This is a genomic window from Streptomyces sp. BB1-1-1 (assembly GCF_031597775.1).
GTDB classification, from domain to species: domain Bacteria; phylum Actinomycetota; class Actinomycetes; order Streptomycetales; family Streptomycetaceae; genus Streptomyces; species Streptomyces thinghirensis.
Map to the genome: position 1 here is coordinate 3,222,885 of NZ_CP134203.1, position 25,313 is coordinate 3,248,197.

General features: G+C 71.3%; 18 protein-coding genes and 1 pseudogene. 7 read left to right on the forward strand and 12 right to left on the reverse strand.

Features of this window, described 5'->3' with window-relative positions:
- Window positions 1–101: 101 nt before the first annotated feature.
- Window positions 102–1,952, reverse strand: a complete 1,851-nt coding sequence (locus tag RI578_RS14700) for a phosphoenolpyruvate carboxykinase (GTP) (protein ID WP_310871521.1) — start codon at window positions 1,950–1,952, stop codon at window positions 102–104.
- Window positions 1,953–2,248: 296 nt separating this feature from the next.
- Between RI578_RS14700 and RI578_RS14705 the strand changes: the two genes are divergently transcribed.
- The 3 genes from RI578_RS14705 (at window position 2,249) to RI578_RS14715 (ending at window position 4,430) form a co-directional block, all read left to right on the forward strand.
- Window positions 2,249–2,953 carry a hemolysin III family protein gene (locus RI578_RS14705; RefSeq protein WP_310871522.1) on the forward strand — a complete coding sequence of 235 codons (705 nt, stop codon included), beginning with the start codon at window positions 2,249–2,251 and terminating at the stop codon, window positions 2,951–2,953.
- A gap of 67 nt (window positions 2,954–3,020) precedes the next feature.
- Window positions 3,021–3,665: a TetR family transcriptional regulator gene (locus tag RI578_RS14710; RefSeq protein WP_310871523.1), complete on the forward strand. Its 645-nt coding sequence runs from the start codon at window positions 3,021–3,023 to the stop codon at window positions 3,663–3,665.
- Between the two features lie 33 nt (window positions 3,666–3,698).
- Window positions 3,699–4,430: a Mut7-C RNAse domain-containing protein gene (locus RI578_RS14715; protein WP_310871524.1), complete on the forward strand. Its 732-nt coding sequence runs from the start codon at window positions 3,699–3,701 to the stop codon at window positions 4,428–4,430.
- On the opposite strand, the gene RI578_RS14720 is transcribed toward RI578_RS14715, so the two are convergent.
- The 8 genes from RI578_RS14720 to RI578_RS14755 form a co-directional block, all read right to left on the reverse strand.
- Window positions 4,427–6,844: a galactose oxidase-like domain-containing protein gene (locus RI578_RS14720; RefSeq protein WP_310871525.1), complete on the reverse strand. Its 2,418-nt coding sequence runs from the start codon at window positions 6,842–6,844 to the stop codon at window positions 4,427–4,429. The genes RI578_RS14715 and RI578_RS14720 overlap by 4 nt on opposite strands.
- Entirely contained in the window at window positions 6,841–8,031 is a 1,191-nt protein-coding gene (locus tag RI578_RS14725; protein ID WP_310871526.1) for a glycosyltransferase, read from the reverse strand. Before RI578_RS14725 ends, RI578_RS14720 begins: the two co-directional genes overlap by 4 nt.
- On the reverse strand, window positions 8,028–9,677 hold the full coding sequence (locus RI578_RS14730) for a phospholipid carrier-dependent glycosyltransferase (protein ID WP_310871527.1): 1,650 nt from the start codon (window positions 9,675–9,677) through the stop codon (window positions 8,028–8,030). Before RI578_RS14730 ends, RI578_RS14725 begins: the two co-directional genes overlap by 4 nt.
- The gene (locus RI578_RS14735) at window positions 9,674–10,936 is read right to left on the reverse strand and encodes a glycosyltransferase (protein WP_310871528.1); all 1,263 of its coding nucleotides are present in this window, start codon (window positions 10,934–10,936) and stop codon (window positions 9,674–9,676) included. Before RI578_RS14735 ends, RI578_RS14730 begins: the two co-directional genes overlap by 4 nt.
- Before the next feature lie 208 nt (window positions 10,937–11,144).
- Window positions 11,145–13,187: a thioredoxin domain-containing protein gene (locus tag RI578_RS14740; RefSeq protein WP_310871529.1), complete on the reverse strand. Its 2,043-nt coding sequence runs from the start codon at window positions 13,185–13,187 to the stop codon at window positions 11,145–11,147.
- Between the two features lie 127 nt (window positions 13,188–13,314).
- Window positions 13,315–14,160, reverse strand: a complete 846-nt coding sequence (xdhC, locus tag RI578_RS14745) for a xanthine dehydrogenase accessory protein XdhC (RefSeq protein WP_310871530.1) — start codon at window positions 14,158–14,160, stop codon at window positions 13,315–13,317.
- 1 nt (window position 14,161) lies between these two features.
- Entirely contained in the window at window positions 14,162–16,606 is a 2,445-nt protein-coding gene (xdhB, locus tag RI578_RS14750; RefSeq protein ID WP_310871531.1) for a xanthine dehydrogenase molybdopterin binding subunit, read from the reverse strand.
- The gene (locus RI578_RS14755) at window positions 16,603–18,078 is read right to left on the reverse strand and encodes an FAD binding domain-containing protein (RefSeq protein WP_310871532.1); all 1,476 of its coding nucleotides are present in this window, start codon (window positions 18,076–18,078) and stop codon (window positions 16,603–16,605) included. Before RI578_RS14755 ends, xdhB begins: the two co-directional genes overlap by 4 nt.
- A gap of 526 nt (window positions 18,079–18,604) precedes the next feature.
- Here RI578_RS14755 and RI578_RS14760 point away from each other — a divergent pair.
- A complete protein-coding gene (locus RI578_RS14760; protein WP_310871533.1) occupies window positions 18,605–21,811 on the forward strand; it encodes a tetratricopeptide repeat protein in 3,207 nt (1,068 codons plus the stop codon).
- A 204-nt stretch (window positions 21,812–22,015) separates the two neighbouring features.
- Here RI578_RS14760 and RI578_RS14765 read toward each other — a convergent pair whose 3' ends face one another.
- Both RI578_RS14765 and mca read right to left on the reverse strand, forming a co-directional pair.
- Window positions 22,016–22,258, reverse strand: a complete 243-nt coding sequence (locus RI578_RS14765) for a hypothetical protein (RefSeq protein ID WP_310871534.1) — start codon at window positions 22,256–22,258, stop codon at window positions 22,016–22,018.
- Window positions 22,251–23,111: a mycothiol conjugate amidase Mca gene (gene mca, locus RI578_RS14770; RefSeq protein ID WP_310875764.1), complete on the reverse strand. Its 861-nt coding sequence runs from the start codon at window positions 23,109–23,111 to the stop codon at window positions 22,251–22,253. The genes RI578_RS14765 and mca overlap by 8 nt, the downstream gene beginning before the upstream one ends.
- 180 nt (window positions 23,112–23,291) lie before the next feature.
- Here mca and RI578_RS14775 point away from each other — a divergent pair, with 180 nt between their 5' ends.
- Both RI578_RS14775 and greA read left to right on the forward strand, forming a co-directional pair.
- Entirely contained in the window at window positions 23,292–23,690 is a 399-nt protein-coding gene (locus RI578_RS14775; protein WP_310871535.1) for a DUF4307 domain-containing protein, read from the forward strand.
- 181 nt (window positions 23,691–23,871) lie between these two features.
- Window positions 23,872–24,369, forward strand: coding sequence for a transcription elongation factor GreA (greA, locus tag RI578_RS14780; RefSeq protein ID WP_055418146.1), 498 nt, complete (start codon window positions 23,872–23,874; stop codon window positions 24,367–24,369).
- An 86-nt stretch (window positions 24,370–24,455) separates the two neighbouring features.
- Here greA and RI578_RS14785 read toward each other — a convergent pair.
- A pseudogene (locus RI578_RS14785) lies at window positions 24,456–24,623 on the reverse strand (ABC transporter permease); the annotation flags it as partial.
- A gap of 220 nt (window positions 24,624–24,843) precedes the next feature.
- Between RI578_RS14785 and RI578_RS14790 the strand changes: the two are divergent.
- Entirely contained in the window at window positions 24,844–25,257 is a 414-nt protein-coding gene (locus RI578_RS14790) for a hypothetical protein (protein ID WP_310871536.1), read from the forward strand.
- The last annotated feature ends 56 nt before the right edge of the window (window positions 25,258–25,313 follow it).

Consider the following 25,313-nt stretch of genomic DNA (forward strand, 5'->3'; position numbering starts at 1 on the left):
CTGAGCTACTGGAGCGCGGGGAGACCCCCTCGCGGCCGGCCTTCGTGACGACTTCGCGGGTCAGGGCTAGTCGGACCGGACGCGGAGCTGGGTGGGGACGGTCAGCCCAGGCGCTGCACCAGGTTGCGGTACTGGTCCCACAGCTCGGTGGGCGTGTGGTCGCCGAAGGTGTTGAGGTGCTCGGGGACGAGCGCCGCCTCCTCGCGCCACACCTCCTTGTCGACGCTGAGCAGGAACTCCAGGTCGGCGTCGGCGAGGTCGAGGCCGTCGGTGTCGAGGGACTCCTTGGTCGGCAGCACGCCGATCGCGGTCTCGACGCCGTCCGCCTTGCCCTCCAGGCGCTCCACGATCCACTTCAGGACGCGGCCGTTCTCGCCGAAGCCCGGCCAGACGAACTTGCCCTCGTCGTCCTTGCGGAACCAGTTGACGTAGTAGATCTTGGGCAGCTTGGACTGGTCCTTGTCCTTGGCCACGTCGACCCAGTGACCCATGTAGTCGCCCATGTTGTAGCCGCAGAACGGCAGCATGGCGAAGGGGTCGCGGCGCAGCTCGCCGACCTTGCCCTCGGCGGCGGCGGTCTTCTCGGAGGCCACGTTGGCGCCGAGGAAGACGCCGTGGTTCCAGTCGAAGGACTCGGTGACGAGGGGGACGGCGGTCGCCCGGCGGCCACCGAAGAGGATCGCCGAGATCGGCACGCCCTTGGGGTCCTCCCACTCCGGCGCGATGATCGGGCACTGCGCGGCGGGGGTGGTGAAGCGGGCGTTGGGGTGCGCGGCGGGCGTGCCGGACTCGGGGGTCCAGTCGTTGCCCTTCCAGTCCGTCAGGTGGGCGGGCGTCTCCTCGGTCATGCCCTCCCACCACACGTCGTTGTCGTCGGTGAGGGCGACGTTGGTGAAGACGGAGTTGCCCCACAGGGTCTTCATCGCGTTGGCGTTGGTGTGCTCACCGGTGCCGGGCGCGACGCCGAAGAAGCCGGCCTCGGGGTTGATGGCGTACAGGCGGCCGTCCTCGCCGAAGCGCATCCAGGCGATGTCGTCGCCGATGGTCTCCACGGTCCAGCCGGAGATCGTGGGCTCCAGCATGGCGAGGTTGGTCTTGCCGCAGGCCGATGGGAAGGCGGCGGCGACGTACTTGGGCTCGCCGGTGGGCGGGGTCAGCTTCAGCACGAGCATGTGCTCGGCGAGCCAGCCCTCGTCGCGGGCCATGACGGAGGCGATGCGCAGGGCGTAGCACTTCTTGCCGAGCAGGGCGTTGCCGCCGTAGCCGGAGCCGTAGGACCAGATCTCGCGGTCCTCGGGGAAGTGCGAGATGTACTTGGTGCTGTTGCACGGCCACGGGACGTCCTCCTGGCCCTGCTCCAGCGGGGCGCCGAGGGTGTGCACGGCCTTGACGAAGAAGCCGTCGTCGCCCAGCTCGTCCAGGACCGGCTGTCCCATACGGGTCATGGTGCGCATGGAGACGGCGACGTACGCGGAGTCGGTGATCTCGACGCCCAGCGCGGAGAGCGGGGAGCCGAGCGGGCCCATGCAGAAGGGCACGACGTACATGGTCCGGCCGCGCATGGAGCCGCGGAACAGGCCGCCCTCGCCCTTCTCACCGGTGAAGCTGTTTCCTTCTCCGGTAAAGATGGCCCGCATCTCGGCGGGGTCCTTCCAGTGGTTGGTCGGGCCGGCGTCCTCCTCCTTGGCGGAGCAGATGAAGGTCCGGTCCTCGACGCGCGCGACGTCGGAGGGGTCGGAGGCCGCGTAGTACGAGTTGGGGCGCTTGATCGGGTCGAGCCTGCGGAAGGTGCCCTTCTCGACGAGCTCCCCGCACAGGCGCTCGTACTCGGCCTCGGATCCGTCACACCAGACCACTTCGTCCGGCTGGGTCAGTTCGGCGATCTCGTTCACCCACGAGATCAGCTCCTGGTGGTTGGTGGGGACGGGGGGAGCAGCGATGTCGCGCGCCACGATTGCTCCTAAATGAGGGGTTTTTTGTTTGGAGGCCCCGTGGGGGCTGCGACCCGGATGCGTGACGTTGACCTCTTGGGCGCTCATCCGGTGTCGACCGCACTCATTTGATCATCCGACGTGAGCGCCCATCTGTCCAGAGGGCGTCACACCTGAGCGGCGTGAGGATCGCCACGTGCCCACATCGGGGCTTTACGGGGGTGCGTCGCCGGGTACCCCATGAGACGATGACCACTCACCACCCACGACCGTCCGTACTGATGCGTAACTTACGGTCCCGTAGGTACGATGCCCCCATGACTGCGTCCGCCTCCGACGCGCCCAGGGACACGCCCGCCGACGGCCGCGGTCCCGTAGCGCTCTCCCTGCCGCATCCGGTCAAGCCGAAGCTGCGCGGCTGGCTGCATCTCGGCATGTTTCCGGCCGTCCTCGTCGCGGGCCTGGTCCTCACCGCCCTCGCCGAGTCGACCGAAGCACGCATCGCCTGCGGGATCTACGTCCTGACGGCCTGCCTGCTGTTCGGCGTCAGCGCGCTCTACCACCGGGGCGACTGGAGCCCGCGGATGGACGGCGTACTGCGCCGTCTCGACCACGCCAACATCTTCCTGATCATCGCGGGCACCTACACCCCGCTCACGATGCTCCTGCTGCCGGAGGCCAAGGGCCAGTGGCTGCTGTGGGGCATCTGGGCCGCCGCGGCGGCGGGCATCCTCTTCCGCGTCTTCTGGGTCGGCGCCCCGCGCTGGCTCTACACCCCCTGCTACCTCGCCATGGGCTGGGCGGCCGTGTTCTACCTCCCCGAGTTCATGCGGGCCGGCGGCATCGCCGTCCTCGTCCTGGTGATCACGGGCGGGCTGCTCTACAGCGCGGGCGGCGTGATCTACGGCCTCAAGCGGCCCAACCCGTCACCGCGCTGGTTCGGCTTCCACGAGGTCTTCCACTCCTTCACGCTGGCGGCCTTCATCGCGCACTACGTGGGGATCTCGCTGGTCGCGTACTAGGCGCTCCGCGTAACGTCCCGTGCATCACCCGGCGGCTCCGCGCCGCCCCGTGGCCGACAATGACCCCATGACGGCCGCACGCCCCCGCTCCCCCCGCTCCCCCGCCGACGGCCCCCGGTCGCCCGGTCTGCGGGAGCGGAAGAAGGCCAGGACCCGCGAGGCCATCCGCGCCGCGGCCTACGCGCTGATCCGGGAGCAGGGGTACGACGCGACGACGACGGAGCAGATCGCCGACCGCGCCGAAGTGTCGCCGTCGACTCTCTTCCGCTACTTCCCGGCCAAGGAGGACATCGTCCTCACGGACGAGTACGACCCGGTCATGGCGGCGGAGCTGGCCGCCCGGCCCGCCGACGAGCCGTGGCCGGCCTCCCTGCGGCACGTCATGCGCAAGGCCGTCGAACACGGCGCCGGCGAGGAAGCCGAGCTGACCCGGCTGAGGGCACGGCTGCTGGCGGAGGTGCCCGCGGTGCGCTCGCGGATGCTGGAGAGCATGTCGGTCACCGGCCGCCTGCTCGGCCGCGCCATCGCCGACCGCACCGGCCTCGCCCCCGAGGGCCTGGAGGTGCGGGTCCTCTCCATGTCCCTGGTCGGCGGCCTGCTGGAGGTCTCGCGGTACTGGGCCGAGCACGACCACGAGGAGAACCTGGCCGACCTGGTCGAACGCGCCCTGGACGTCCTGGAGCACGGTCTGCCGGCTCCCGGAAAAGGCTGAGGCCACGCCCCTGCCCCATGGCATCCTGACCGGGTGAACGGTCCCGAGATCCACGTCGAGTTCGCCCCCGAACTGCACCTGTTCGTGCCGCGCGCCCGCCCCACCGGCGCCGCCCGCGCGGCCACCGACGGCGTCTCCACCCTCGGCCATGTCGTCGAGTCCCTCGGCGTTCCGCTGACCGAGGTCGGCACGCTCCTCGTGGACGGCCGCGAGGTGCCGCCCGGACACGTCCCCACCGGCGGCGAGTCCGTGAGCGTACGGCCCGTGGAACGCCCCCAGCGGGTCCCGGGCGCTCCCCTGCGCTTCCTGCTCGACGTGCACCTCGGCACCCTCGCCCGCCGGCTGCGGCTGCTCGGCGTGGACACGGCGTACGAGTCGACGGACCTCGGCGACCCGGCGCTCGCGGCACTGTCGGCGGCCGAGAAACGGGTCATGCTCAGCCGCGACCGCGGCCTGCTGCGCCGCCGCGAACTGTGGGCCGGCGCCTACGTCTACAGCACCCGGCCCGAAGACCAGCTCCGGGAGGCCCTGGACCGGTTCCGGCCCGAGCTGCGCCCGTGGACCAGGTGCACCGCCTGCAACGGACTGCTGAAGGAGGCCACCAAGGACGAGGTGGCGGACCAGCTCAAGGGCGGGACCGAGCGGTCGTACGACGTGTTCGCGCAGTGCCTCGCGTGCGGGCGCGCGTACTGGAAGGGCGCGCACCACGAGCAGCTGGAGGCCATCGTGGAGCGCGCCCTCACCGAGTCGCGGCGGGAGCGTTAGCGCTTCTTCCCGCGCACGTCCCCCTTCCCGCAGGCGACGCCGTCGCGGTCGCGGTCCAGCTTCAGCGGGTCGTCCTTGCCGTTGACCTTCAGGCGTCCGTAGTCGTGCTCCTCGAGCCAGGCGCAGCGGTCGGCCGTCGTCGCCTCGACCTCTTCCGGGAAGGCGGTCGGCACGCAGACGTTGGCGGAGCCGTAGTGCCGGTCGCAGCCGGAGACGGTGGGCCCGACCGGGTGCGACTCACGCTTCTCGCCGGGTCCCGCGACCTTGCCGGACGGGGCGTCGGCGAAGGAGTGGACGTGCGCGGCGGCGTCCTTGGTGCTGAGCGCCTGCGGGCCGTCGAGGTGCACCCACTTCGCCACCGACGGCACGCCGTTCGCGTCGACCGCGAAGAGCATGTACCAGCCGGGCGGGGCCAGATTCGGGTTGCTCGTCACGTTCAGGTCGACGTTGTCGCCGTCCACCGACAGCGGCAGGTCCACGAACCGCTGGTTCGGGTCCGAGGAGTGCGTCACGGCGGCCGGGCGGATCAGCTCCGCCTTGGCGATGGGCCGGTCCACGGTGATCCGCTGGGTGTCGCCGTAGTTCCACTCGGTGTCGATGACCGAGGTGATCGCCGGACGCTCGCCCCTGAGCAGGTAGGGCGGGGTGTAGATCGACACGTCGCGGTTCCAGGAGCCGTTGCCCGGGTTGTCGCCGGTCGTCATCACGCGCCCGTCGGGCAGCAGGAACGCCGAGGAGTGGTAGCCGCGCGCCTCCGGGTCCACGGCCACCGGGTCGAAGGTCTCCGTCTCCGGGTCGAAGATCGACGTCTCGAAGACCGGGTTGGCCCGGTTGTGCAGGGCGCCGCCGGTCTCCAGCACCGTGCCGTCGGGCAGCAGGACGGTGGAGACGTACATCTTGCCCTGGTCGCCGGTCTGCGGGACCGGGCCGTTGCCGAGGTCGACGGTGCCCTGCGGAAGCGGGGGCCCGGCCACGTACGTCGGGTTGGGCTCCTTGAGGTCGATGATGTCGGTCAGGCGGTTGGCGTCCGGGTTGGAGTCGATGTTGCCGCCGCCGATGGTCAGCACCTTCTGGTCCTGCGCCGGGGGCAGCAGCACGCTGGCGGACTGGTCGCGCACGTCCTTGTCCTGGAGGCCCGGCACCTGGGTGATGCTGTTGGCGTCGTAGTCGTAGATCGCCGAACCGGTGCCCGGGATGTTGTTGCCGAAGACGTGGCTGCCCGAGTAGAAGAGCCGCCCGTCCTGCATCAGGATCATCGACGGGTACAGGCCCCAGTACGACCAGGTCTGGTTGACCTGCCAGGTCGGCAGCCACTTCTGCTGCTCGTCGGACCACAGGTCGGCCGTCACCGACCCGGTGGAGTCCTCGCGCAGGCCGCCGAAGGAGATGACGTCGCCGTTGCCGAGGATGGTCGCCGACGGGTACCAGTGGCCGTCGTTCATGTCGTTGGTCTTGACGTAGGTCTCGGTCTCCGGGTCGAAGATGTACGAGTCCTTGTAGCCCTGGTAGCCGACCGTGCCGTCCGCGGACGGATAGCCCTTGTTGCCGCTCATGACGAGGACGCGGCCGTCCTTGAGCTGCACGTGCCCGGCGCAGAACATGTCCTTGGGCGTCGGGATCGTCTCGTAGTCGCCGGTCCCCGGGTCGTAGACCGCCGACGTGAAGGTGCCCGCCTCGAACATCTCCGGGTCGTTGCCGGAACCCGCGATCAGCAGCACCTTGCCGCCCGGCAGGACGACGGAGTGCATGGAGCGGACCGGGTTCTGCGTGGGCAGCACGTCCCAGCGGCCGTTCGCGCACTCCTCGGCGGTGCCCGTGCACTCCGGGTCCGGGACCGGGTCGGCGACCTGCTCCATCGTGTAGTCGTCGGTGGTCGCCGAGCCGGTGCCGTAGACGGAGACGCCCCAGCTGATGCGGTCGGTGCCGGCCGGGACCTCGGGCGTGCGGACACTCGCCTCGGTCCAGTCGGCGGCCAGGTCCAGGGTCTTGAGGTCGGTCCAGTACTGCCAGCCGGCGGCGGGGTCGTGCCGGAAGAGCGTGAGGGAGGTGTCCGGAGTCGTCGACTTGTACCAGAGGGACAGGTCGTACTGCTTGCCCTCCGTCACCACCGGCGCGCACTCGGTGGACTCGGTGATCAGGGCCTTGCGGTCGCCCTCGGCCCGGCGGGTCAGCTCGACCTTCATGGCCTTGCTGCCGGAGTGGGCGTCGGCGACCGTCTCGAAGGTGAAGTCGTTGTCGCCCCAGCCGGACTTCGACCAGCAGTACGGCATGTCGCCGGTGCCTGCGGTCTCGAAGCCGGGGTTCTTGATGAGGTTGGCGGCGGAGGCGGGCTGGGGCGCGGTGAGGAGGAGCCCGCCGGTGAGGGCGGACACCGCCAGAAGGGCGGAGGTTCTCCTTCGGGGTCTGGTTCTCATGCCTCACTCCTTGCTGTGCGGGCCGTACGGCGTCGGCGCGGGAGGTACACGAGCGCCTCCGTCCCGGCGAAGCGCAGGACGAAGGTGATGACGAGGGCCAGGGCGGTGGCCGGCAGCACGGTCAGCCCGAACTCCCCGACGAGCAGGGCGATCAGCGGTATGCGCAGCACCAGGTCGGCGTTGGCGATCAGCCCGAACCGCAGGGTCCGGTCGGCCCAGTGCCGGTGCCGGCGCCGGTCACGGAAGAGCAGCCGCTCCAGGAGCAGGAAGTTCCAGGCCACGCCGAACTGGTTGGCGACGATCTCCGCGGGCAGGTAGTGCACGCCCGCCTCGGTCAGCGCCCACAGCGCGGCCAGGTTCGGCACGAAGCCGCTCAGGCCGATCAGCCCGAAGGCGACCATGCGGGCCAGCGGCGAGGTGGTGCGCAGTCCGGCCAGGTGGCGCAGGAAACGCAGCCCCTCCTGCGCCGTGGACTTGGACTCCCCGGCGAACCGCTCCTCGAAGACGAACGGCACCTCGGTGACCGCCTGGGGGCGGCTGCGGACGGCCAGTTCGAGGAGGATCTTGTAGCCGAGGGGCTTGAGTACCTCGGCGGTGACCTCGCTGCGGCGGATGGCGAAGAAGCCGCTCATCGGGTCGCTGACGCCGTGCAGCCGGCGCGGGAAGAGCGCCTTGGTCAGCCAGGTCGCCGCGCGCGAGACGGCGATCCGGTAGCTGCCCGCCAGCCCGGCGCGGCTGCCGCCCTTGATGTAGCGGGACGCGACGACGAGTCCGGCGCCCGCCCGCTCGCCGGTGGCGACCAGCTCCGGCACCAGGGAGGGCGGGTGCTGGCAGTCGCCGTCCATGACGACGATCCAGTCCGACCCGGCCGCCTTCATGCCCTCGACGACCGCGCCGCCGAGCCCGCCGGCCGGTTCGTCCCGGTGCAGGACGGTGACCGGGAAGGGGCAGTCGAGCGCCGCCTCGCGGATCACGTCCGGGGTGTCGTCGGTGGAGTCGTCCACGAAGACGACCTCGCAGGGCAGCCGGGCGGGGACGGACTCGGTGATCAGGCGCAGCAGCCGCCGTACGTTCCCCGCCTCGTTGAAGGTCGGTACGACGATGGTGACGGCGCCCGGCTCGGGCACCTCCGAGGCGCCTACGGCCGGACGTCCCAGCTCGTCGGGGACGGTGGACTCGTGGCTCATCGGGCGGCTCCGGAGGGCTGGATGCGGCGGATCTCGATGCGGTCCGCGCCGGTGCCGAAGACGGCGACCGGGGCCGAATGGTTCATGGCGGCCTTGACGTTGGGCAGGTCGACCGCGTCGCGCCGCACCGTCGGGGAGGCGACCACGTAGTCGATGTCGCGCCAGCCGCCCGGCATCGTCCTGGTCACCGCCGGGTCGAGGTCCGCCTTGTAGAACCAGATGACGCCGAGGCCGGGTTCGTATCCGGCGTGCACGAGGTCCAGCCACAGGGCGTCGTCCACGAGGACGCGGGTGTCCTCCGGGTTCGGCACCTCGGTCGCCAGCCAGTCGGCGGCGGCCTCGTAGGGGGCGTTGGCGTCGGCGGTGACCGCGGTGCGGTCGCCGTCGTACCAGCGGGGTACGACGTAGGCGCCGGCGGCCAGCACCAGGACGCCGGCGAGCGCGTACCGGCCGATGGTGAGCCCTCGTTTCTCGGCCTCGGTGCGCCATCTGCGCAGTACCGCGTGGACGACGCTCGCCGCGCCGCCTGCCAGGACCAGGGCGAGGAAGGGCAGGGCCTGGATGACGTACATCGCGGGCAGGTAGCCGGTGGGGCGCAGGGCGAGGCCGGCGAGGATCGCGACCGTCAGGGCCGGTCCGGCGAGCGCCCGCGCGGTGACCGACCAGCGCCAGGTGGCCAGCAGGAGCAGCGCCCCGGCGAGGCCGCCGAGCGGCAGGACGCGGTCGTAGTAGAGCCAGGACTGGAGGACGCCCCACGAGCCGGAGCCCTCGTCGAGGATGAAACCGGAGCCGGGGCGGGTCAGCTGGTACTCGATGCCCTCCCACAGGGAGACGTGCCCGCTGCCCGGCAGCAGCTCGCCCTTGAGCAGGGCGAACAGCGGATACGAGAAGCCGATGAGGGCGCAGGCCGTGACGGCGCCGGTCAGCGCGAACTTGCGGGTGTCCCGGTGGCTGTGCCGCCACATGGTGACCAGCAGGGCGGGTAGGACGACGAGCATCGTCTCCTTGGTGAGCACGGCCGTGGCGGCGGCGATGCCCGCGCCGAAGTGGTGCCACAGGTGGCGGCTCGGGGAGGCGGCCAGCGCGAAGGCCAGCAGCGTCCACATCACCGCGAGGTTGTCGAGGAAGATCTCCCGCTGGAGGACCACGGACAGCGGGGAGAGGCCGAAGAGGGCCATGGCGAGCCCGGCCGCCCAGCGGGGCAGGGAGAGGCGGCGGGCGATGACGTAGACGAGGACGGCGGAGACGGCGCTGACGATCAGCATCACGCCGCGCATGGCGCCGACCGTCATCGACTCGGGGCTGAGCAGCGCGGGGATCCAGGTCAGCACGGCTATCTGGATCCAGCCGAGCGGCGGGTGGTCGTACCAGTAGGTGTAGTGGGCCAGGCCCTCGCCCTGCTGGACGGCCCAGGCCTGGGCGAGGTAGGTGCCCTCGTCGTCGCTGAGGGTCGGGTAGTCGGAGATGTTCCAGCCCTGCACGAGCATGATCGCCACGAGGAGCCCGCCGCACAGCAGCAGGTCGGGGCGCGAGGAGCGCAGGCGGCCCGGCGGCGCCTTCGGTTCGGGGGCCGGGCCGGTGTCGTGGGCAGGCCGGCGCTGCGCGGGGACCTTGGTGCCGGTCGCCGCGGGGAGGGTGGAGGTCACGCGGGAACGTCCTCTCGTTCCACGGGCGCGAGGTGCGCGCCCACGTGGCTGGTCAGCTCCCAGTCGTTGCGGCCGCGCTGCTCGCGCCATACGGCGCGGACGGCGGCCCCGGCGAGGAGTACCTGGTAGAAGGGGCCGCCGACGATCAGCTTCAGGTAGTGCGTGAAGCGGACCCGCAGGCCGTACTGCTTGCCGAAGTCGTGCAGCCCGACGACCTCGAAGACGAAGGTGACCAGGGCGGTGACGGCCGGCAGGAAGGTGACGAAGGCGATGCCGACGGGCACGTCCAGGAAGAGCGCGATGGCCGCGTTGAGCGGGATGATGACGCCGGTGAAGGCTTGCAGGAAGGGCGTCATCAGGGTGTAGCGGGCCAGCAACCGCTGGGTGAAGGTGGGCAGTTGCTTCCAGTCCTTCTTCCGGTACACCTGGAGGAAGCCCTGGTTCCAGCGGGTGCGCTGCTTGAGCAGGGAGACCAGCGAGCCCGGGGTCTCCTCCCGGGTCACCATGTCGGAGTCGTAGGCGACGACGACCTTCTTGCCGATGCTGGAGAGCCGGACGCCGAGGTCGCAGTCCTCGGCCAGGCAGTTCGGGTCCCAGCCGTCGGCCGCCCGGAGCACTTCGGTGCGGACGAAGACGGTGTTGCCGCCGAGCGGGATGAACCCCTTCTGCGCGTGCAGGTGCAGCCGGGAGCGGAACCAGAAGAAGTACTCCAGGCAGTTGCGCAGGCTGTACCAGCTGGAGTGGAAGTTGATCAGCTGGACCCCGCCCTGCACGACGTCGGCGCCGGTGGTGCGGAAGGCGTGGTCGACGTGGGCGAGCAGTTCGGGATGGACCTGGTCCTCGGCGTCGAAGACCCCGACGACGTCGCCGCGGCAGTGCGGCAGCGCCGTGTTCATGGCCTTCGGCTTGTTCTTCTTCTCGTGGGTGTCGACGACGACCCGGACGCGCGGATCGCGGTCGGCGGCCTTCTCGGCGACGGCGGTGGTCTCCGGATCGTCGTGTCCGACGATCACGATGATCTCGAAGTCGGTGTGGGACGAGGTCAGCAGCCGCTGGATGGTGTGGTCGAGCACGGCCTGCTCGTGCCGCGCGGGCAGGAGCAGCGAGAACGACACGTGCTCGTCGCCGTCGGGCCGGCTGAACCGGGTGGAGGCGAGTACCTCCGGCGTACGCCAGGCGTGCATCTGCCACCACAGCGTGAACGCCGCCATCCAGAAAAGTGCCAGTGAAACGGCAGCGATGAAGACGGACGTAAGCAAGAAAGATCCCCCCAGATCTTTGAACTCCCCCTGCGCGGCGGAGCAACCCGAATCGGGCGCCCGCTCCGCCGCGTCACGGTGAAGAGATTAGGGGCAACCTGTGAAACCCATAAGGTGTTTGGGTGAAGAGCGTGTTTCCTCACAATGAGGACCGGGTCTGAACAATTCGCCCGCCGGGCGCGTTCCGGATGCTTCCGTTTATGTCGTTTTAGCTGTTCAAGGCCCCGCGCAGCGCGGCACGCAGCCGCTCCGGGTCGGTCGTCGGCGCGTCACAGGTGAAGTTCCGGCAGACGTACGCGGCCGGTGCCCCGTCCACCAGGGGCCGGTCGGCGAGCAGGGGGAACTCGTCGCTCCCCGCGGCGCCGAAGGCGACGACCGCTCCGGGCGCCGTCCCCAGCAGCGCCGTGCGGTGCAGGCCCTTCGCGGCGCTGTCGTCCTGCCCCGGCCCGACGACGGCGACTTCGCGCGGGCCGTCGAGCAGCGCCTCGGCGGCGGCCAGCCCCCAGCCGACGAAGCGCGGGACCCGCGGGCCGAGCGCCTTCACCACGCCGAGGGCGTGCTCGGCGGCGGTGCGGTGCGGCTCCGAGCCGGTGTGCGCGGCGTAGGACAGCAGGGCGCCCGCGGCCGCGGTCCAGCCGGACGGGGTGGCGTTGTCGGTGGGGTCCTGGGGGCGGCGGATCAGTTGCTCGGCGTCGGCCGCGGTGTCGTAGAGGGAGCCGGACTCGTCGGTGAAGCGGGTGAGGACGTGATCGAGCAGCAGCCCGGCGAAGTCCAGCCAGACGCCCTCCCCGGTGACCGACGCGAGCGAGAGGAAGCCCTCCGCCACGTCGGCGTAGTCCTCCAGCACCCCCGCGTTGGCGCCCGCCCGGCCGTCCTTGCTGGTGCGGAAGAGCCGGGCCTGCTCGTCGAGGTGCAGCCGCACGAGCAGGTCGGCGGCGGCGCCGGCGGCCTCCACCAGGTCGGGGCGCTCGAAGTAGGCGCCCGTCTCGGCGAGCGCGGCGATCGCGAGGCCGTTCCAGGCGGCGACCACCTTGTCGTCCCGGGCCGGGGCGGGACGCCCGCCCCGCGCGGCCAGCAGCCGCTCCCTGACCGAGGCGATCCGCTCGGCGTCGAACACGCCCTCCTGCTGCGGCAGTTGCAGCACCGAGGACCCGTGCTCGAAGGTGCCCTCCTCGGTCACGCCGAAATACTGCGCGGCGAGTGCGGCGTCGTCGGCCCCGAGGACCTCGGTGAGCTGCGCGGGCGTCCACACGTAGTACGCGCCCTCGACGTGCCGGCCCGTGCCGTCGTCGCTGTCCGCGTCCAGCGCGGAGGCGAAGCCGCCCTCCGCGGTGCGCAGTTCACGCACCATGAAGTCGGCGGTCTCCAGGGCGACGCGGCGGGCCAGCTCGCTGCCCGTGGCCCGCCAGAGATGGGCGTAGACGCGGCACAGCAGGGCGTTGTCGTAGAGCATCTTCTCGAAGTGGGGCACCACCCACTCGCGGTCGACGGAGTAACGGGCGAAGCCGCCGCCCAGCTGGTCGTAGATCCCGCCGCGCGCCATCCGCTCGCAGGTGTCGCGCGCCATCTCCAGGGCGCCGTCGGCGCCGGTGCGGGCGTGGTGGCGCAGCAGGAACTCGACCACCATGGACGGCGGGAACTTCGGCGCCCCGCCGAATCCGCCGCGCTGCGGATCGTACTCCCGGGTCAGCCCGAGCAGCGCCTGTCCGAGCTCCGCCTCCCCGGGCGGCCGCGCGTCGCCGTAGGAGATCTCCCGCCCGGCGAGGTCCCGCACGATCTTCCCCGCGACCTCGGTGACCTCGTCCCGCCGTTCCGCCCAGGCCTGCCCGACGCCCTGGAGCACCTGGCGGAAGGACGGCATGCCGTGCCGGGGCTCGGGCGGGTAATAGGTGCCGAAGTAGAAGGGCTCGGCGTCCGGGGTGAGGAACACGGTCATGGGCCAGCCGCCCTGCCCGGTCGCCGCCTGCACGGCCTCCATGTAGACGGCGTCGACGTCGGGACGCTCCTCGCGGTCGACCTTGACGCTCACGAAGTGGGAGTTGAGGAAGTCGGCCGTGGGGCCGTCCTCGAAGGACTCGTGCGCCATCACGTGGCACCAGTGGCACGCGGAGTAGCCGACGCTCAGCAGGACGGGTACGTCGCGGCGCCGGGCCTCTTCGAAGGCGGCGTCCTCCCATGGCCACCAGTCGACCGGGTTCTCCGCGTGCTGGAGGAGGTACGGGGACGTCGCCTGCGCAAGTCGGTTCGGCATACCTCCATCCTCGCGCACGCGCCGCCGCCCCGCCGATACGCCACGGTGACGGGACGCGCGGACGGGGCAGCCGGCACCACGAAGAGGCTCCCTCGCGGGAGCCGGCGGCTCAGTGGTCGTGCTTTCGTCAGTCGGACCGGCGTGCGGAAGGTGTCGGTCCGGGGTCGACGCCCTCGGTCTCGAAGGTGCGCAGCAGATCCGCCGCGACGCTCACGGCGATCGTCGCGGGTTCCTTGCCGGTGATGTCGGCCAGCCCGATCGGGGTCTTGATCCGGTCGATGGTGGCCTCGTCATGACCGCCCTCGGTGGCCAGACGCTTACGGAACCGCACCCACTTGGCCGCCGATCCGATCAGCCCGATGGAACCGAGGTGAGTGGTGCGCAGGGCGGCGTCGCACAGCGCGGCGTCCTCGGCGTGGTCATGGGTCATGATCAGGATGTGGGTGCCGTGCGGCAACCGGTCCAGCACCTCCTCGGGCAGCAGCGGCGTGTGATGCACGTGCACCTGCGCCACCGCGTCCGCCAGCACATCGAGCCGCTCCTCGGTGAGCATGTCGGAGCGGTTGTCGACCAGGTGGAGGTCGAGGTCCTGGCGGGCCAGGACGCGCGCCAGCTCGAGCCCGACGTGCCCGACGCCGAAGACGGCCACAGCCCGTACCACCGGCAGCGGTTCCAGCAGTACCGAGACCGTGCCGCCGCAGCACTGCACGCCGTGCTGGTTGGTCACCTTGTCGTTCAGGGCGAAGTCGATCAGCTCCGGTCCCGGCCTGGACGCGGCGATCATCTCCCGGGCCCGGTCGATCGCGACGGCCTCGACGTTGCCGCCGCCGATGGAGCCCCACGTCCCGGTCCGCCCCACGACGAGTTTCGCACCGGCGTCGCGCGGGGCGTGGCCGCGCACGGTCGCGACGGTCACCAGCACGCCGGCCTCCCGGCGTGCCCGCAACCGCGCGACCGCGGCGACCCATGTCATGTCAGGCACCGCTCAGCACTTCTGCGTCGGTCCGGACTCCGCTGTCGGCGTGCCCGTTTCCGGCGTGGCCGTCGGCGGCGGACCCGTCGCGGGCCCGGCCGTTGTGCGAGCCGGCGCCCCGGCGGGCCGACTCGATCGCCCAGTACACCGCCTCCGGCGTCGCCGGCGAGGCCAACTCGACACCGACCCCACTCGGCCCGAAGGCGGCGGCGGCCTGCCGCAACGCCTCCCGCACCGAGAACGCCAGCATCAGCGGAGGCTCGCCCACCGCCTTGGACCCGTACACCGCGCCCTCCTCGGTGGCGTTCTCCAGCAGCGTGACGTTGAACTCCTCGGGCATCTCCGAGAAGCTCGGCAGCTTGTACGTGCTCGCCGCCTGGGTCTGCAGCCGGCCGCGGTGGGGACCGTCACCGGTGTCCCAGCGCAGGTCCTCGAGCGTCAGCCAGCCCGCGCCCTGCACGAAACCGCCCTCGACCTGACCGATGTCGATCAGCGGGGAGAGGCTGTCGCCGACGTCGTGCACGATGTCCACCCGCCGCAGGCGGTACGCGCCGGTGAAGCCGTCCACCTCGACCTCGGCGGCGGCCGCGCCGATGGCGAAGTACTTGAACGGCGAGCCCTGGAAACTCTTCGCGTCCCAGTGCAGCCCCTCGGTCCGGTAGTAGCCGGCCGCCGACAGCTGCACCCGCTGGAAGTACGCGGTGCGCACGAGGTCGTCCCAGGCCAGCTCCTCGTCGCTGCCCAGGGTGCGCGCGACGCCCTCGACGATGCGCACGTCCGAGGCGTTCGACCCCAGCCGGCTCGCCGCCACCTGCAGCAGCCGCTCGCGCAGCTGCTCACAGGCGTTCTTGATCGCCCCACCGTTGAGGTCCGCGCCGGAACTGGCCGCGGTGGCGGAGGTGTTGGGCACCTTGTCGGTCCGCGTCGGGGCGAGGCGCACCTTGTGCAGCGGGATGCCCAGCGTGGTCGCGGCCACCTGCATCATCTTGGTGTGCAGGCCCTGGCCCATCTCGGTGCCGCCGTGGTTGATCAGGACGGAGCCGTCCTTGTAGATCAGCACCAGCGCGCCGCCCTGGTTGAAGGCGGTGAGGTTGAACGAGATGCCGAACTTGACGCCGGTGATCGCCAGGGCCCGCTTGGTGTGCGGGTGCGCGGCGTTGAAGGCGGCGATCTCGCGCTCGCGGTCGGCGACGCCGCCGCTGTCCAGGACCTGCTGCCAGACGGCGGAGATCCGCTCGGGCTGCGTGACGGGCTGCCCGTACGGTGTCGTCTGGCCCTGGCCCGGCCGGTAGAAGTTGCGTTCCCGCAGCTCCCTGGGGTCCAGGCCGAGCCGCGGCGCGCAGCGGCCCAGGATGTCCTCGATCACCAGCATGCCCTGCGGTCCGCCGAAGCCGCGGAAGGCGGTGTTGGAGACCGTGTTGGTCTTGGCGATGCGACCGGCGACGCGCGCGTTGGGAATCCAGTAGGTGTTGTCGATGTGGCACAGCGCCCGGGCCAGCACCGGCTCGGACAGGTCCAGGCTCCAGCCGCCGTCCGCGGTCAGCGTGGCGTCCAGGGCCTGGATACGGCCCTCGGCGTCGAAGCCGATCTTCCAGGTGGCGTGGAACCCGTGCCGCTTGCCGGACATGGTCAGGTCCTGGGTCCGGTTGAGCCGGAACCGGACCGGCCGCCCGGTCAGCTTGGCGCCGAGCGCGGCGACGGCCGCGAAGCCGTGCGGCTGCATCTCCTTGCCGCCGAACCCGCCGCCCATCCGCAGGCACTGCACGGTCACCTCGTGGGAGGGCACACCGAGCACGTGGGAGACGATCTCCTGGGTCTCCGACGGGTGCTGGGTGCTGCTCTGGATGAACACCTGCCCGTTCTCGTCGATCTGCGCGAGCGCCGCGTGCGTCTCCAGGTAGAAGTGCTCCTGACCGGAGAACTGGAACTCGCCGGTGAGCACGTGCGCGGAGTCGGCGAAGCCGGCGTCGGTGTCGCCGTGGGTCATGACGGGCCGGGCGCCGTGGTAGCTGCCCGCCGCGATGGCGTCCTGCAGCGTGATCAGGGAAGGCAGCTCCTCCAGCTCCACCTCCACGGCCGCCGCACCGAGCCGGGCCGCCTCCAGGGTCTCGCCGAGCACCCAGGCGACCGCGTGGCCGTGGAACATGACCTCGTCGGGGAAGAGCGGTTCGTCGTGCTTCATGCCGGCGTCGTTGACGCCGGGCACGTCGGCCCCGGTCAGCACACGCACCACGCCCGGCACGGCGAGCGCGGGCCCGGTACGCAGTGCCGTGACCCGGCCGCGGGCCTTCATGACCTGGACGGGGTACGCGTGCAGCACGTCCTTGGTGCGCTGGACCAGGTCGTCGGTGTACAGCGCGGTGCCGGTGACGTGCTGGACGGCGCTCTCGTGCGGCATCGGGACGCCGACGACGGGCTTTTCGGGACGCTCGGACAACTGGCTCATGACGGCACCGCCTCGGTGGTCTGTGCGTACAGCTTCAGCAGGCTCTGGCCGAGCATCGCGGAGCGGTAGTCGGCGCTGGCGCGGTGATCGCTCATCGGCGTGCCCTCGGCCCGCAGCACCTCGGCCGCGGCCTCGACGGTCTCCGCCGCCCACGGCCTGCCCTCCAGGGCCGCCTCGGTGGCGAGCGCGCGGACCGGAGTGGCGGCCACGCCGCCCAGACCGATGCGCGCCTTGCGGACGACCCCCGACTCGATGTCGAGCGCGAAGGCGACCGCCACGCTGGAGATGTCGTCGAAGCGCCGCTTGGCGATCTTGTGGAAGGCCGCGACCGGCGACAGCGGCAGCGGGACACGCACCGCGCGGATCAGCTCGCCGGGGCGGCGCACGCTCTGCCGGTAGCCGGTGAAGTAGTCCGCGAGCGGAACCTCACGCTCACCGTCGGCCCCGGCCAGCACCACCGACGCCTCCAGCGCGAGCAGCACCGGCGGACTGTCGCCGATGGGCGAGCCGGTCCCCAGGTTTCCGCCCAGGGTCGCGCCGTTGCGGATGAGCCGGGACGCGAACTGCGGGAACAACTCCCCCAGCAGCGGGACCGTACCGTCGAGGCGGCGCTCGATCTCGGTGAGCGTCAGTGCCGCCCCGATCTCGATGTGGTCGGACTCGGTCCGCAGTTCCCGCAGTTCGGGCAGCCGGTCGATGGCGACGACGCAATCCGCGCGGCGGGAGCGGATGTTGACCTCGACGCCCCAGTCGGTGCTTCCGGCGACCACCACCGCGTCCGGCCGCTCGCGCAGCAACCGCAGCGTCTCGGCCAGGGTGCTCTTCCGCAGGAACTCGCGGTCGTCCTGGTGGTATTCGGTGGCGACCGGCGCGGGCGGGGACTGCTCACGACGCCGCGCCAGCGGGTCCTCGTCGGTGGGCGTGCCGACGGCGAAGGCCGCGTCGCGGATCGGGCGGTAACCGGTGCAGCGGCACAGGTTTCCGCTGAGGGCGTGCAGATCGAAGCCGTTCGGGCCGTGCTCGACGTCGGTGTCGACGGAGTCGTCAGCGCCGACGGCCGCGTGCGCGCAGCGGTCGGGCCGGTAGTACTCGGCGGCCATGCTGCAGACGAAACCCGGCGTGCAGTAGCCGCACTGGGAGCCGCCGCGGACCGCCATCTCCTCCTGCACCGGGTGCAGGGTGGGCGGCGTGCCCGGCCCGCCGGCGGTGGCGAGACCTTCGGAGGTGACGACCTCCTGACCGTCGAGCGCCGCGACCGGAACCAGGCAGGCGTTGACCGGCACCCAGTCGGTGGGCTTGTTCACCCCGGGGCGGGCCACGAGGATCGAGCAGGCGCCGCATTCACCCTCGGCACAACCCTCCTTGGTGCCGGTGAGGCCGCGGTCGCGCAGGAAGTCCAGCACCGTGGTGTGCGGTGCGGCCGGTGCGATCGGCGTCTCTTCACCGTTGACCGTGATCCGTGCCGCTACCATGACAGACCTTCATTTCGACTCGGGACGGGTCGATTCATCGTGTTCGCCAATTTCAGGCAGCTTTCTGTGTTCGGACGCGCCGCACAGGAGAAGCGAGCGCACATCGGCACGCGACAGGGGCATGCCGTGAAGTGGTGAAGGGGAAACGCGAGATGTGCCGCTTACGGGCACAGCAGGACGGCGTGCTCAGCAGCCGTGCGCGACCCGGCCCGAGACCCACACCGTGCGGCGGGCGAGGCGACCCAGATCGGAGTTGGTGTACATCCGGCGGTCGCCTCCTCTCGGTAGTCATGGGTGTACTTCCTTCGCAAATTAGTGGCCGCGGTCACCGGGGTCAAGAGGGGAATTCGTCGACTGTCCCGGGCCTGTGGGGGAGACCCTGGAGGCCGACCCCTCCCCAGGGTCTCCCCATCGCAGGACACTTGACCGAGGCACAACTGGGGAAGGACCCGGGGATGGGCCGGGAGAGACCCAGCGAGGTCTGGGGACGCCCGGGTGACACCGATGCCGCCGGAGGGGGCGCGACATGCGGGACAGTCATCGGTCGGAGGCCGAGCGGCTACTGAGGCGGGCCGTGGAGGAGGAGGTACGGCGCTCGGGCGGGCGCACGGACGGGAACGTGCTGCTGTCCCGGGCGCGCGGGTCGCTGGACGCGATGGCGGGCACGGCCGCCGAGGAGTACGAGGCCTACACCCGCGCCCTCGACGAGGCGGCGGCCGGCCAGCTCACCTTCCGGCAGCGCTACGCCCGCGAGGGCGCCGGCACTCCCCTGCTGGTGGCCGCCGTGGCGGCGGTCGCCGCGGTGGTGGCCGACATGGCGCTCGGCACCGGCACGGGCACGGCGGTGGGCGCGGGAGTCACCGTCGGGGTCGTCGGCGCCGCGGCGACCGTGGTGAAGGTCGTCGGCTCGCACGTACCGGCCGTCCACCACCGCGCCGGGGCCGTCAGCCAGCCCGGCGGGCCCGAGCAGCTGCGGTTGCAGTGGCTGACGGCGCTGGAGGTACGCGGCATCCGGCCGTTCCTGGACCAGCAGCGGATGCTCGCCGCGTCCACCGGGCCGAAGAAGACCGGGCCGAAGCTGCGGGGCGCCGACAAGAGCGCCGCGGCCCGGGGACGCAGCGCGCTGGAACAGTCGTTCGCCCACCTCCCGGAGCCGGAGGGCACCTTCGCGGGCCGGCGACAGGAGATGGCGCGGCTGCGGCAGTGGGTGCAGGCGGCCCGCGCGAGCACGGAGACGAAGCCGACGGTGGTCGTGCTGCACGGGGTGCCCGGCAGCGGCCGTACGACGCTCGCGGTGCGTGCCGCCCATGAGCTGCGGGACTACTTCCGCGGGGCGTGCGTGGTCGATCTGCGCGGGGACGGTCCCGCGTCGGGCGACGAGTCGCCGCTGAGCACGCGGGACGCCCTGCTGCATCTGCTGAACCGGCTCGGCGCGCCCCGCGAGCAACTGCTGTTCCGCGAGCGGTCCTCGGCGGACCAGCAGGTCAAGCGGCTCAGCGAGCTGTACCACCAGCACCTGACGGGCGTCCCGGTCACCGTGGTCCTGGACGACGCCTCGGACGCCGAGCAGGTACGCACGCTGGTGCCGGAGCGGTCGGACAGCCTGGTGCTGGTCACCGCACGGGAGGCACTCCGGCTGCCGCCCGACCTGCCCGCCCGGGTGTACGACCTCCCGGTCGAGGCACTGGACGCGGCGGGCGCGGAGGAACTGCTGGGGGCGGCCGCCCAGGACGCGTCGGGGCCCTACGACGCCGAGTCCACCGACGGGATCCGGCAGCTGTGCGGCGGCCTGCCGCTGGCGCTGCGGGTGGCGGGGTCGTCGCTGGGACCGCGCTCCGCCCGCGCCCTGGCGACCGACCTGGGCGCCTACGGGCCGGTGGAGCCGGTCGAACGGGCGCTGTGGCTGCGCTACACCGACCAGCCGGAGCCGGCCCGGCGGCTGCTGCGCCGGCTGGCGCTGGCCGGCCGCACCTCGCTGGGGGCCGCTGCCGCCGCCGCGCTGCTGGCCACGGACGAGACGGAGGCGACGCGGCAGCTGGCGGCGCTGTCGCGCGCGGGTCTGCTCGACCACGTCCGGGGCAGCCGCTACCGGCTGCACGACGTGGTGCGCGCCTTCGCCCGGGCCCGGCTCGCCGACGAGGAGGAGCCGGCCGAGCGGACGGCGGCGCAGGAACGGCTGATCGCCAACTACGCCGAGCTGGCCGACTCGGTACTGCGCCTGGTCGACGGCAACATGTCGACCCGCTCGAACCAGTTCGGCAGCTACGGCTTCACGTCCCTGGACGAGGCACTGCGCTGGCTGGACGACGAGTCGAGCTTCATCACGGCGACGCTCAGACACGCGGAGGGCGTCGACCAGGGCGCGGTGCTGAACCTGCTGGGCGCGCTGTGCGACTACTGCCTGCTGCGCGGCGACCTCTACCGGCTGGGTGAGATCAGCGAGCTGGCGCAGTCCGTGGACCAGGGGCTGCTGGTGCGTTCGGTGCAGTGGCGTACCGGTATCGCGGCCCGGCAGCTCGGCGAGCTGGACAAGGCGCGGACGACGCTCACCTCCGTGGTCGACCTGTACATGGAGGCCCACCACGACGCGGGGGCGGCCCGCGCGCTGTGCTCGCTGGGCATCACGCTGCACCACCAGGGCAACCTGACCGAGGCGGCGGCGAAACTGCGGGAGGCGCTGGACCTCCAGGCCTCGCCCGAGCTGGACACGGACCGGGCCTGGACACTGCACGCGCTGGCGGCGGTGCAGCGCGACCGGGCCCGGCTGGCGGAGGCCCTGGACCTGCTCACGGAGTCACTGGTGCTGCACCGCGCGGGCGAGTCGGTGCACGGCCAGGCGTGGGCCCACTTCCAGCTCGGCCAGCTGCACCTGCGCATGGGCGACGTACCGCGCGCGGAGACGGACCTGCGCACGGCCCTGGCGCTGTACGGCCGCACCCAGGACGCCCGCGGCGAGGCGTGGGCACTGACCCAGCTGGCGCGGGCCCGGCTGATGGACGGTGACGTGTCCGCGGCGGTGGAGGAGCTGCGGCAGGCGGCGACCCGGCACCGCGAGAACGAGGACGCGCGCGGCAAGGCGTGGAGCATCTACTACCTGGGCCATGCGCTGGAGGACACGGGCGCCCTGGACCAGTCGGTGCGTGCGCTGGAACGCTCCCGCACGATGTTCTCCCGGATGCGCGACGTGTACGGCCTGGCCTGCGCCCGGCACCACTCGGCGCGGGTCACCCGCGACCAGCGCGCCGCCCAGACCGGCTCGCTCCGCAACTCCGGCTTCGCCCGGCAGCTCCTGGTCGACGCCCGCGCGGACTTCCAGCGCATCGGCGTCGGCCACGGCGAGGCGTGGACCTGCCTGGAGCTGGCGGTGGTGGACGCGGGCAACGCCCGTACGCCGCAGGCGCTGGCGCTCTGCGACGAGGCGGCGGCACTCTTCGCGGCGTACGGCGACCGGCGGGGCGACGACTGGGCCCGCTTCCTGCGCTGCACCCTCCTGCCGTACGCCGCTCCGGGCGGCGTGGAGGTCGGCACGGCGGTGGCGCAGGAGGAACTCGCCCAGCTGTCCCGCGCCCACCACCCGGCCCGGGACGCCAAGCTGGACGACTACATCGAGGCGTACCAGCTCCTCCTGGAACGCGGCGTCCAACTGGAATCCGGCTGGCAGGCCTGGCACCTGGGCATGGTCCCGAACCGCCAGGCCCGGGAGGTGATGGGGGTGGCGGTGACAACCGCCTAGGCGCGGGCAGCCGCGCCGCCCCACTGCGGGCAGCCGCGCCGCCCCACTGCGGGCAGCCGCGCCGCCCCACTGCGGGCAGTCGCGCGCCCCGCTGCGGGCAGTCGTGCCGCTGGGGCGGCACGGGTGGGCGCAGCGGCACCCCGCAACGCCGGGCCGCGTCACCCACCCGGCGTTCAGACCCGCGCCGGGCACCGGGAGGCCGGGTCAGCCCTTCCGCGGCCCCACCCGGCCGGAGGCCTCCGCCTCCGCGTCAGCGTCCGGCGCCTCCTTGAAGTCCACCTTCCCCATGTGCCGGCTCATGGACCGCATCAGCCCCCACACCGCCAGGGCCATCACCGCGAAGACGATGAACCCGAGGACACCGGGCGTGACCTTGTCCTCGTCGAGTTCGGCGAGAGTGACGAGGTGCGTCATTGCCATGCTTGCGCTTGCACTCATGTCAGGCATTGTCCCGGATGCCCGCGAAGAGGTCGTCCTCGGGGAGGGAGGTATCCACGAGGGACTTCGCGAGCTCGTACTCCTCGGTGGGCCAGACCTCCTTCTGGATGTCCATCGGCACCCGGAACCAGCCCCCGTCGGGGTCGATCTGCGTGGCGTGCGCGATCAGCGCCTTGTCCCGGATCTCGAAGAAGTCGGCGCAGGGCACGTGCGTGGTGAGCGTGCGCTCCTTGCGCTCGAACTCCGACCAGCGCTTGAGCCAGTCCCCGTAGGGCGACTCCAGGCCGCGCTCCAGCAGCGCGCTGTGCAGCGCCTCGGTGCGCGGGCGGTTGAAGCCCTGGTTGTAGTACACCTTCTGCGGCTGGTACGCCGTCCCGTACTCGCTCTCCGGGTACTTCTCGGTGTCGGCCGCGCCCTCGAAGGCCACCATGGTGATCTTGTGGGTCATGATGTGGTCGGGGTGCGGATAGCCGCCGTTCTCGTCGTAGGTGGTGATCACCTGGGGACGGAAGGAGCGGATCTTCCGCACCAGCTCACCGGCCGCCTTGTCGACGTCCTCCAGGGCGAAGCAGCCCTCCGGCAGCGGCGGCAGCGGGTCGCCCTCGGGCAGGCCGGAGTCGACGAAGCCGAGCCACTCCTGCCCCACGCCCAGGATCTCCCGGGCCTCGTCCATCTCCTTCTTGCGCACCTCGTGGATGTTCTCCTCGATGTACGCGTCGCCCTGGAGCTTGGGGTTGAGGATGGAGCCGCGCTCCCCGCCCGTGCAGGTCACCACCAGCACGTCCACCCCCTCGGACACGTACTTCGCCATGGTGGCCGCGCCCTTGCTCGACTCGTCGTCGGGGTGGGCGTGCACGGCCATCAATCGCAGCTGGTCAGTCAAGACTCAATCCTCGGTCAGTCGGCGCCCGTGTGCGTCGGCGCAATCGGCGGCTTCTATAGTGACCGAATCGGGAGCCGAATAATTCCGGAGCCCGGGAAGACCGGGTGCCGGGGGCCCCTTTCGGGACACGCCCGTCCCGCTCCTGCCGAGAGGACGATCATGAGTACGGCGAGCACGCAGACGCCCGAGAGCCGGTACGGCCGCTCCTCGGACGAACGGGCCGACCGCACGCTCAAGATCGTCGGTGCCGTGCTCGGTGCCGTCCTGCTCGCCGTGATCGGCTGGTTCGGCTACCACTACGTCGGACAGAACAAGATCAGCGGCGAGTTGATCGGGTTCGAGCTCGCCGAGGACTCGGTGCAGGTTCACCTGGAGGTCCGCAAGGACGCCGGTGTCGCCGGCTACTGCACGGTGCGCTCCCAGGCGGAGGACGGCGACGAGGTGGGCCGGGCCGACTTCCGCTTCGACGGGGACTCCACGCGCATCGACAAGGTCGTCACCCTGCGGACCAAGGCCGCCGGTACGACGGCCGAGCTGCTCGGCTGCCACGCGGACTGATCCCGCAGAGCCCGGTCGGCGCGAATACATGGGCGCTGACCTGCGGTGACATGAATCTGGTGGCTTATGTCCTCCCCCTTTGGCCACTGAATTGTTAGGCTCGTGGTTTCGCCCTTCCGTGAAGGAACATCCTTCTGGGTAGGGCGTTGATTTGTATTCCCAGTACCAACGAGGAGCACCCGTGACCCAGACCAGCGAGAACGTCACCTGGCTGACCCAGGAGGCGTACAACAAGCTCAAGGAGGAGCTTGAATACCTTACTGGTCCTGCGCGCACCGAGATCTCTGCCAAGATCGCCGCGGCCCGTGAGGAGGGGGACCTGCGCGAGAACGGCGGGTACCACGCGGCCAAGGAGGAGCAGGGCAAGCAGGAGCTCCGCGTGCGCCAGCTGACCCAGCTGCTGGAGAGCGCCAAGGTCGGTGAGGCTCCGGCCGCGGACGGCGCGGTGGCGCCCGGCATGGTCGTCACGATCGCCTTCGACGGTGACGAGGACGACACGCTGACCTTCCTGCTCGCCTCGCGCGAGTACGCGAGCTCGGACATCGAGACCTACTCGCCGCAGTCCCCGCTGGGCTCGGGCGTCATGGGCCACAAGGTCGGCGAGGACGCGCAGTACGAGCTGCCCAACGGCAAGCCGGCGTCCGTGAAGATCCTCAAGGCCGAGCCCTACAACGGCTGACCAGGCTCCCTCCCCCGGCCGGTAGTACACCCGGCCGTCTGTCGTTGACGAGCCCCCGGCGTCCCGGTGACGCCGGGGGCTCGTCGTCATGTGGCGGCCGAGCGGTACTTGCGCACCGCCAGGGTCCGGAAGACCGCGATGATCAGAACGGACCAGATCACCGAGGCCCAGACGGGATGCCGCATCGGCCAGGCGTCGCACGGCACGACGCCCGGGTTGCCGAACAGCTCCCGGCAGGCCTGCACCGTGGCGCTGACACGGTCCGCGAGCAGACCCGCGAGTAGGACGATGGCGCCGACCGGCACGATGCCGGGCGTCACCCAGGGCGGCCACGCCATCCACGCCCGCACCTTCAACCGGCGCATCCGCTTCTCGATGCCCTGACTCGAAGGGGTCGCCCAGGCCGAGGGCTTTATGGCCCAGGGCTACCACGTGGAAAAGTGCATCTACGACCGGAACGGCAACACTCTCGTCGTGACGATCCCAACGAAGGACAAGCTCGTCGCCAAGATCGAAGCGTTGGGCGTGGACCCCAAGATCGTGAGGTCGCAGGACACTCTGAGCCTTGACCAGCTCCTCGCCTTCCAGGCGCTTTACCAGAACGAGTACGCCGACAACGCCGTGAGCTTCACGGCCAACGTCCCCGAGGGCCTGAACGCGGACGAGGTCGCGGAGACGATCCGGCGGTGGCTGCCCGACCTGAAGGGAACCACGATCATGGTCGACGGCACCCGAACGGTCGCGTCCGGCTGCAAGTCGCTCAACGCTGGCACCCACAGAGTGTCCGCTCCGAAGCCAGCGTGCGGCAACATGACCACGTATGCCGCTGTGGTCTACGACGGGAAGACCAGGTGGACGGGCAGCACGCCGTACAAGCTGTTCTGCTGACGTCGCCCACAACACGAGGCCCAGAGCATGCCAAGCCAGCTCTGGGCCTCGTGTTG

What these genes read in the sequence shown, in the direction of transcription:
- RI578_RS14705 (WP_310871522.1), top strand. Translation starts at nt 2,249, where the DNA reads ATGACTGCGTCCGCCTCCGACGCGCCCAGGGACACGCCCGCCGACGGC.
- RI578_RS14755 (WP_310871532.1), bottom strand. Translation starts at nt 18,078, where the DNA reads ATGGTAGCGGCACGGATCACGGTCAACGGTGAAGAGACGCCGATCGCA.
- RI578_RS14775 (WP_310871535.1), top strand. Translation starts at nt 23,292, where the DNA reads ATGAGTACGGCGAGCACGCAGACGCCCGAGAGCCGGTACGGCCGCTCC.
- RI578_RS14740 (WP_310871529.1), bottom strand. Translation starts at nt 13,187, where the DNA reads ATGCCGAACCGACTTGCGCAGGCGACGTCCCCGTACCTCCTCCAGCAC.
- RI578_RS14710 (WP_310871523.1), top strand. Translation starts at nt 3,021, where the DNA reads ATGACGGCCGCACGCCCCCGCTCCCCCCGCTCCCCCGCCGACGGCCCC.
- xdhB (WP_310871531.1), bottom strand. Translation starts at nt 16,606, where the DNA reads ATGAGCCAGTTGTCCGAGCGTCCCGAAAAGCCCGTCGTCGGCGTCCCG.
- RI578_RS14725 (WP_310871526.1), bottom strand. Translation starts at nt 8,031, where the DNA reads ATGAGCCACGAGTCCACCGTCCCCGACGAGCTGGGACGTCCGGCCGTA.
- mca (WP_310875764.1), bottom strand. Translation starts at nt 23,111, where the DNA reads ATGGCCGTGCACGCCCACCCCGACGACGAGTCGAGCAAGGGCGCGGCC.
- RI578_RS14720 (WP_310871525.1), bottom strand. Translation starts at nt 6,844, where the DNA reads ATGAGAACCAGACCCCGAAGGAGAACCTCCGCCCTTCTGGCGGTGTCC.
- xdhC (WP_310871530.1), bottom strand. Translation starts at nt 14,160, where the DNA reads ATGACATGGGTCGCCGCGGTCGCGCGGTTGCGGGCACGCCGGGAGGCC.
- RI578_RS14765 (WP_310871534.1), bottom strand. Translation starts at nt 22,258, where the DNA reads ATGCCTGACATGAGTGCAAGCGCAAGCATGGCAATGACGCACCTCGTC.
- RI578_RS14760 (WP_310871533.1), top strand. Translation starts at nt 18,605, where the DNA reads ATGCGGGACAGTCATCGGTCGGAGGCCGAGCGGCTACTGAGGCGGGCC.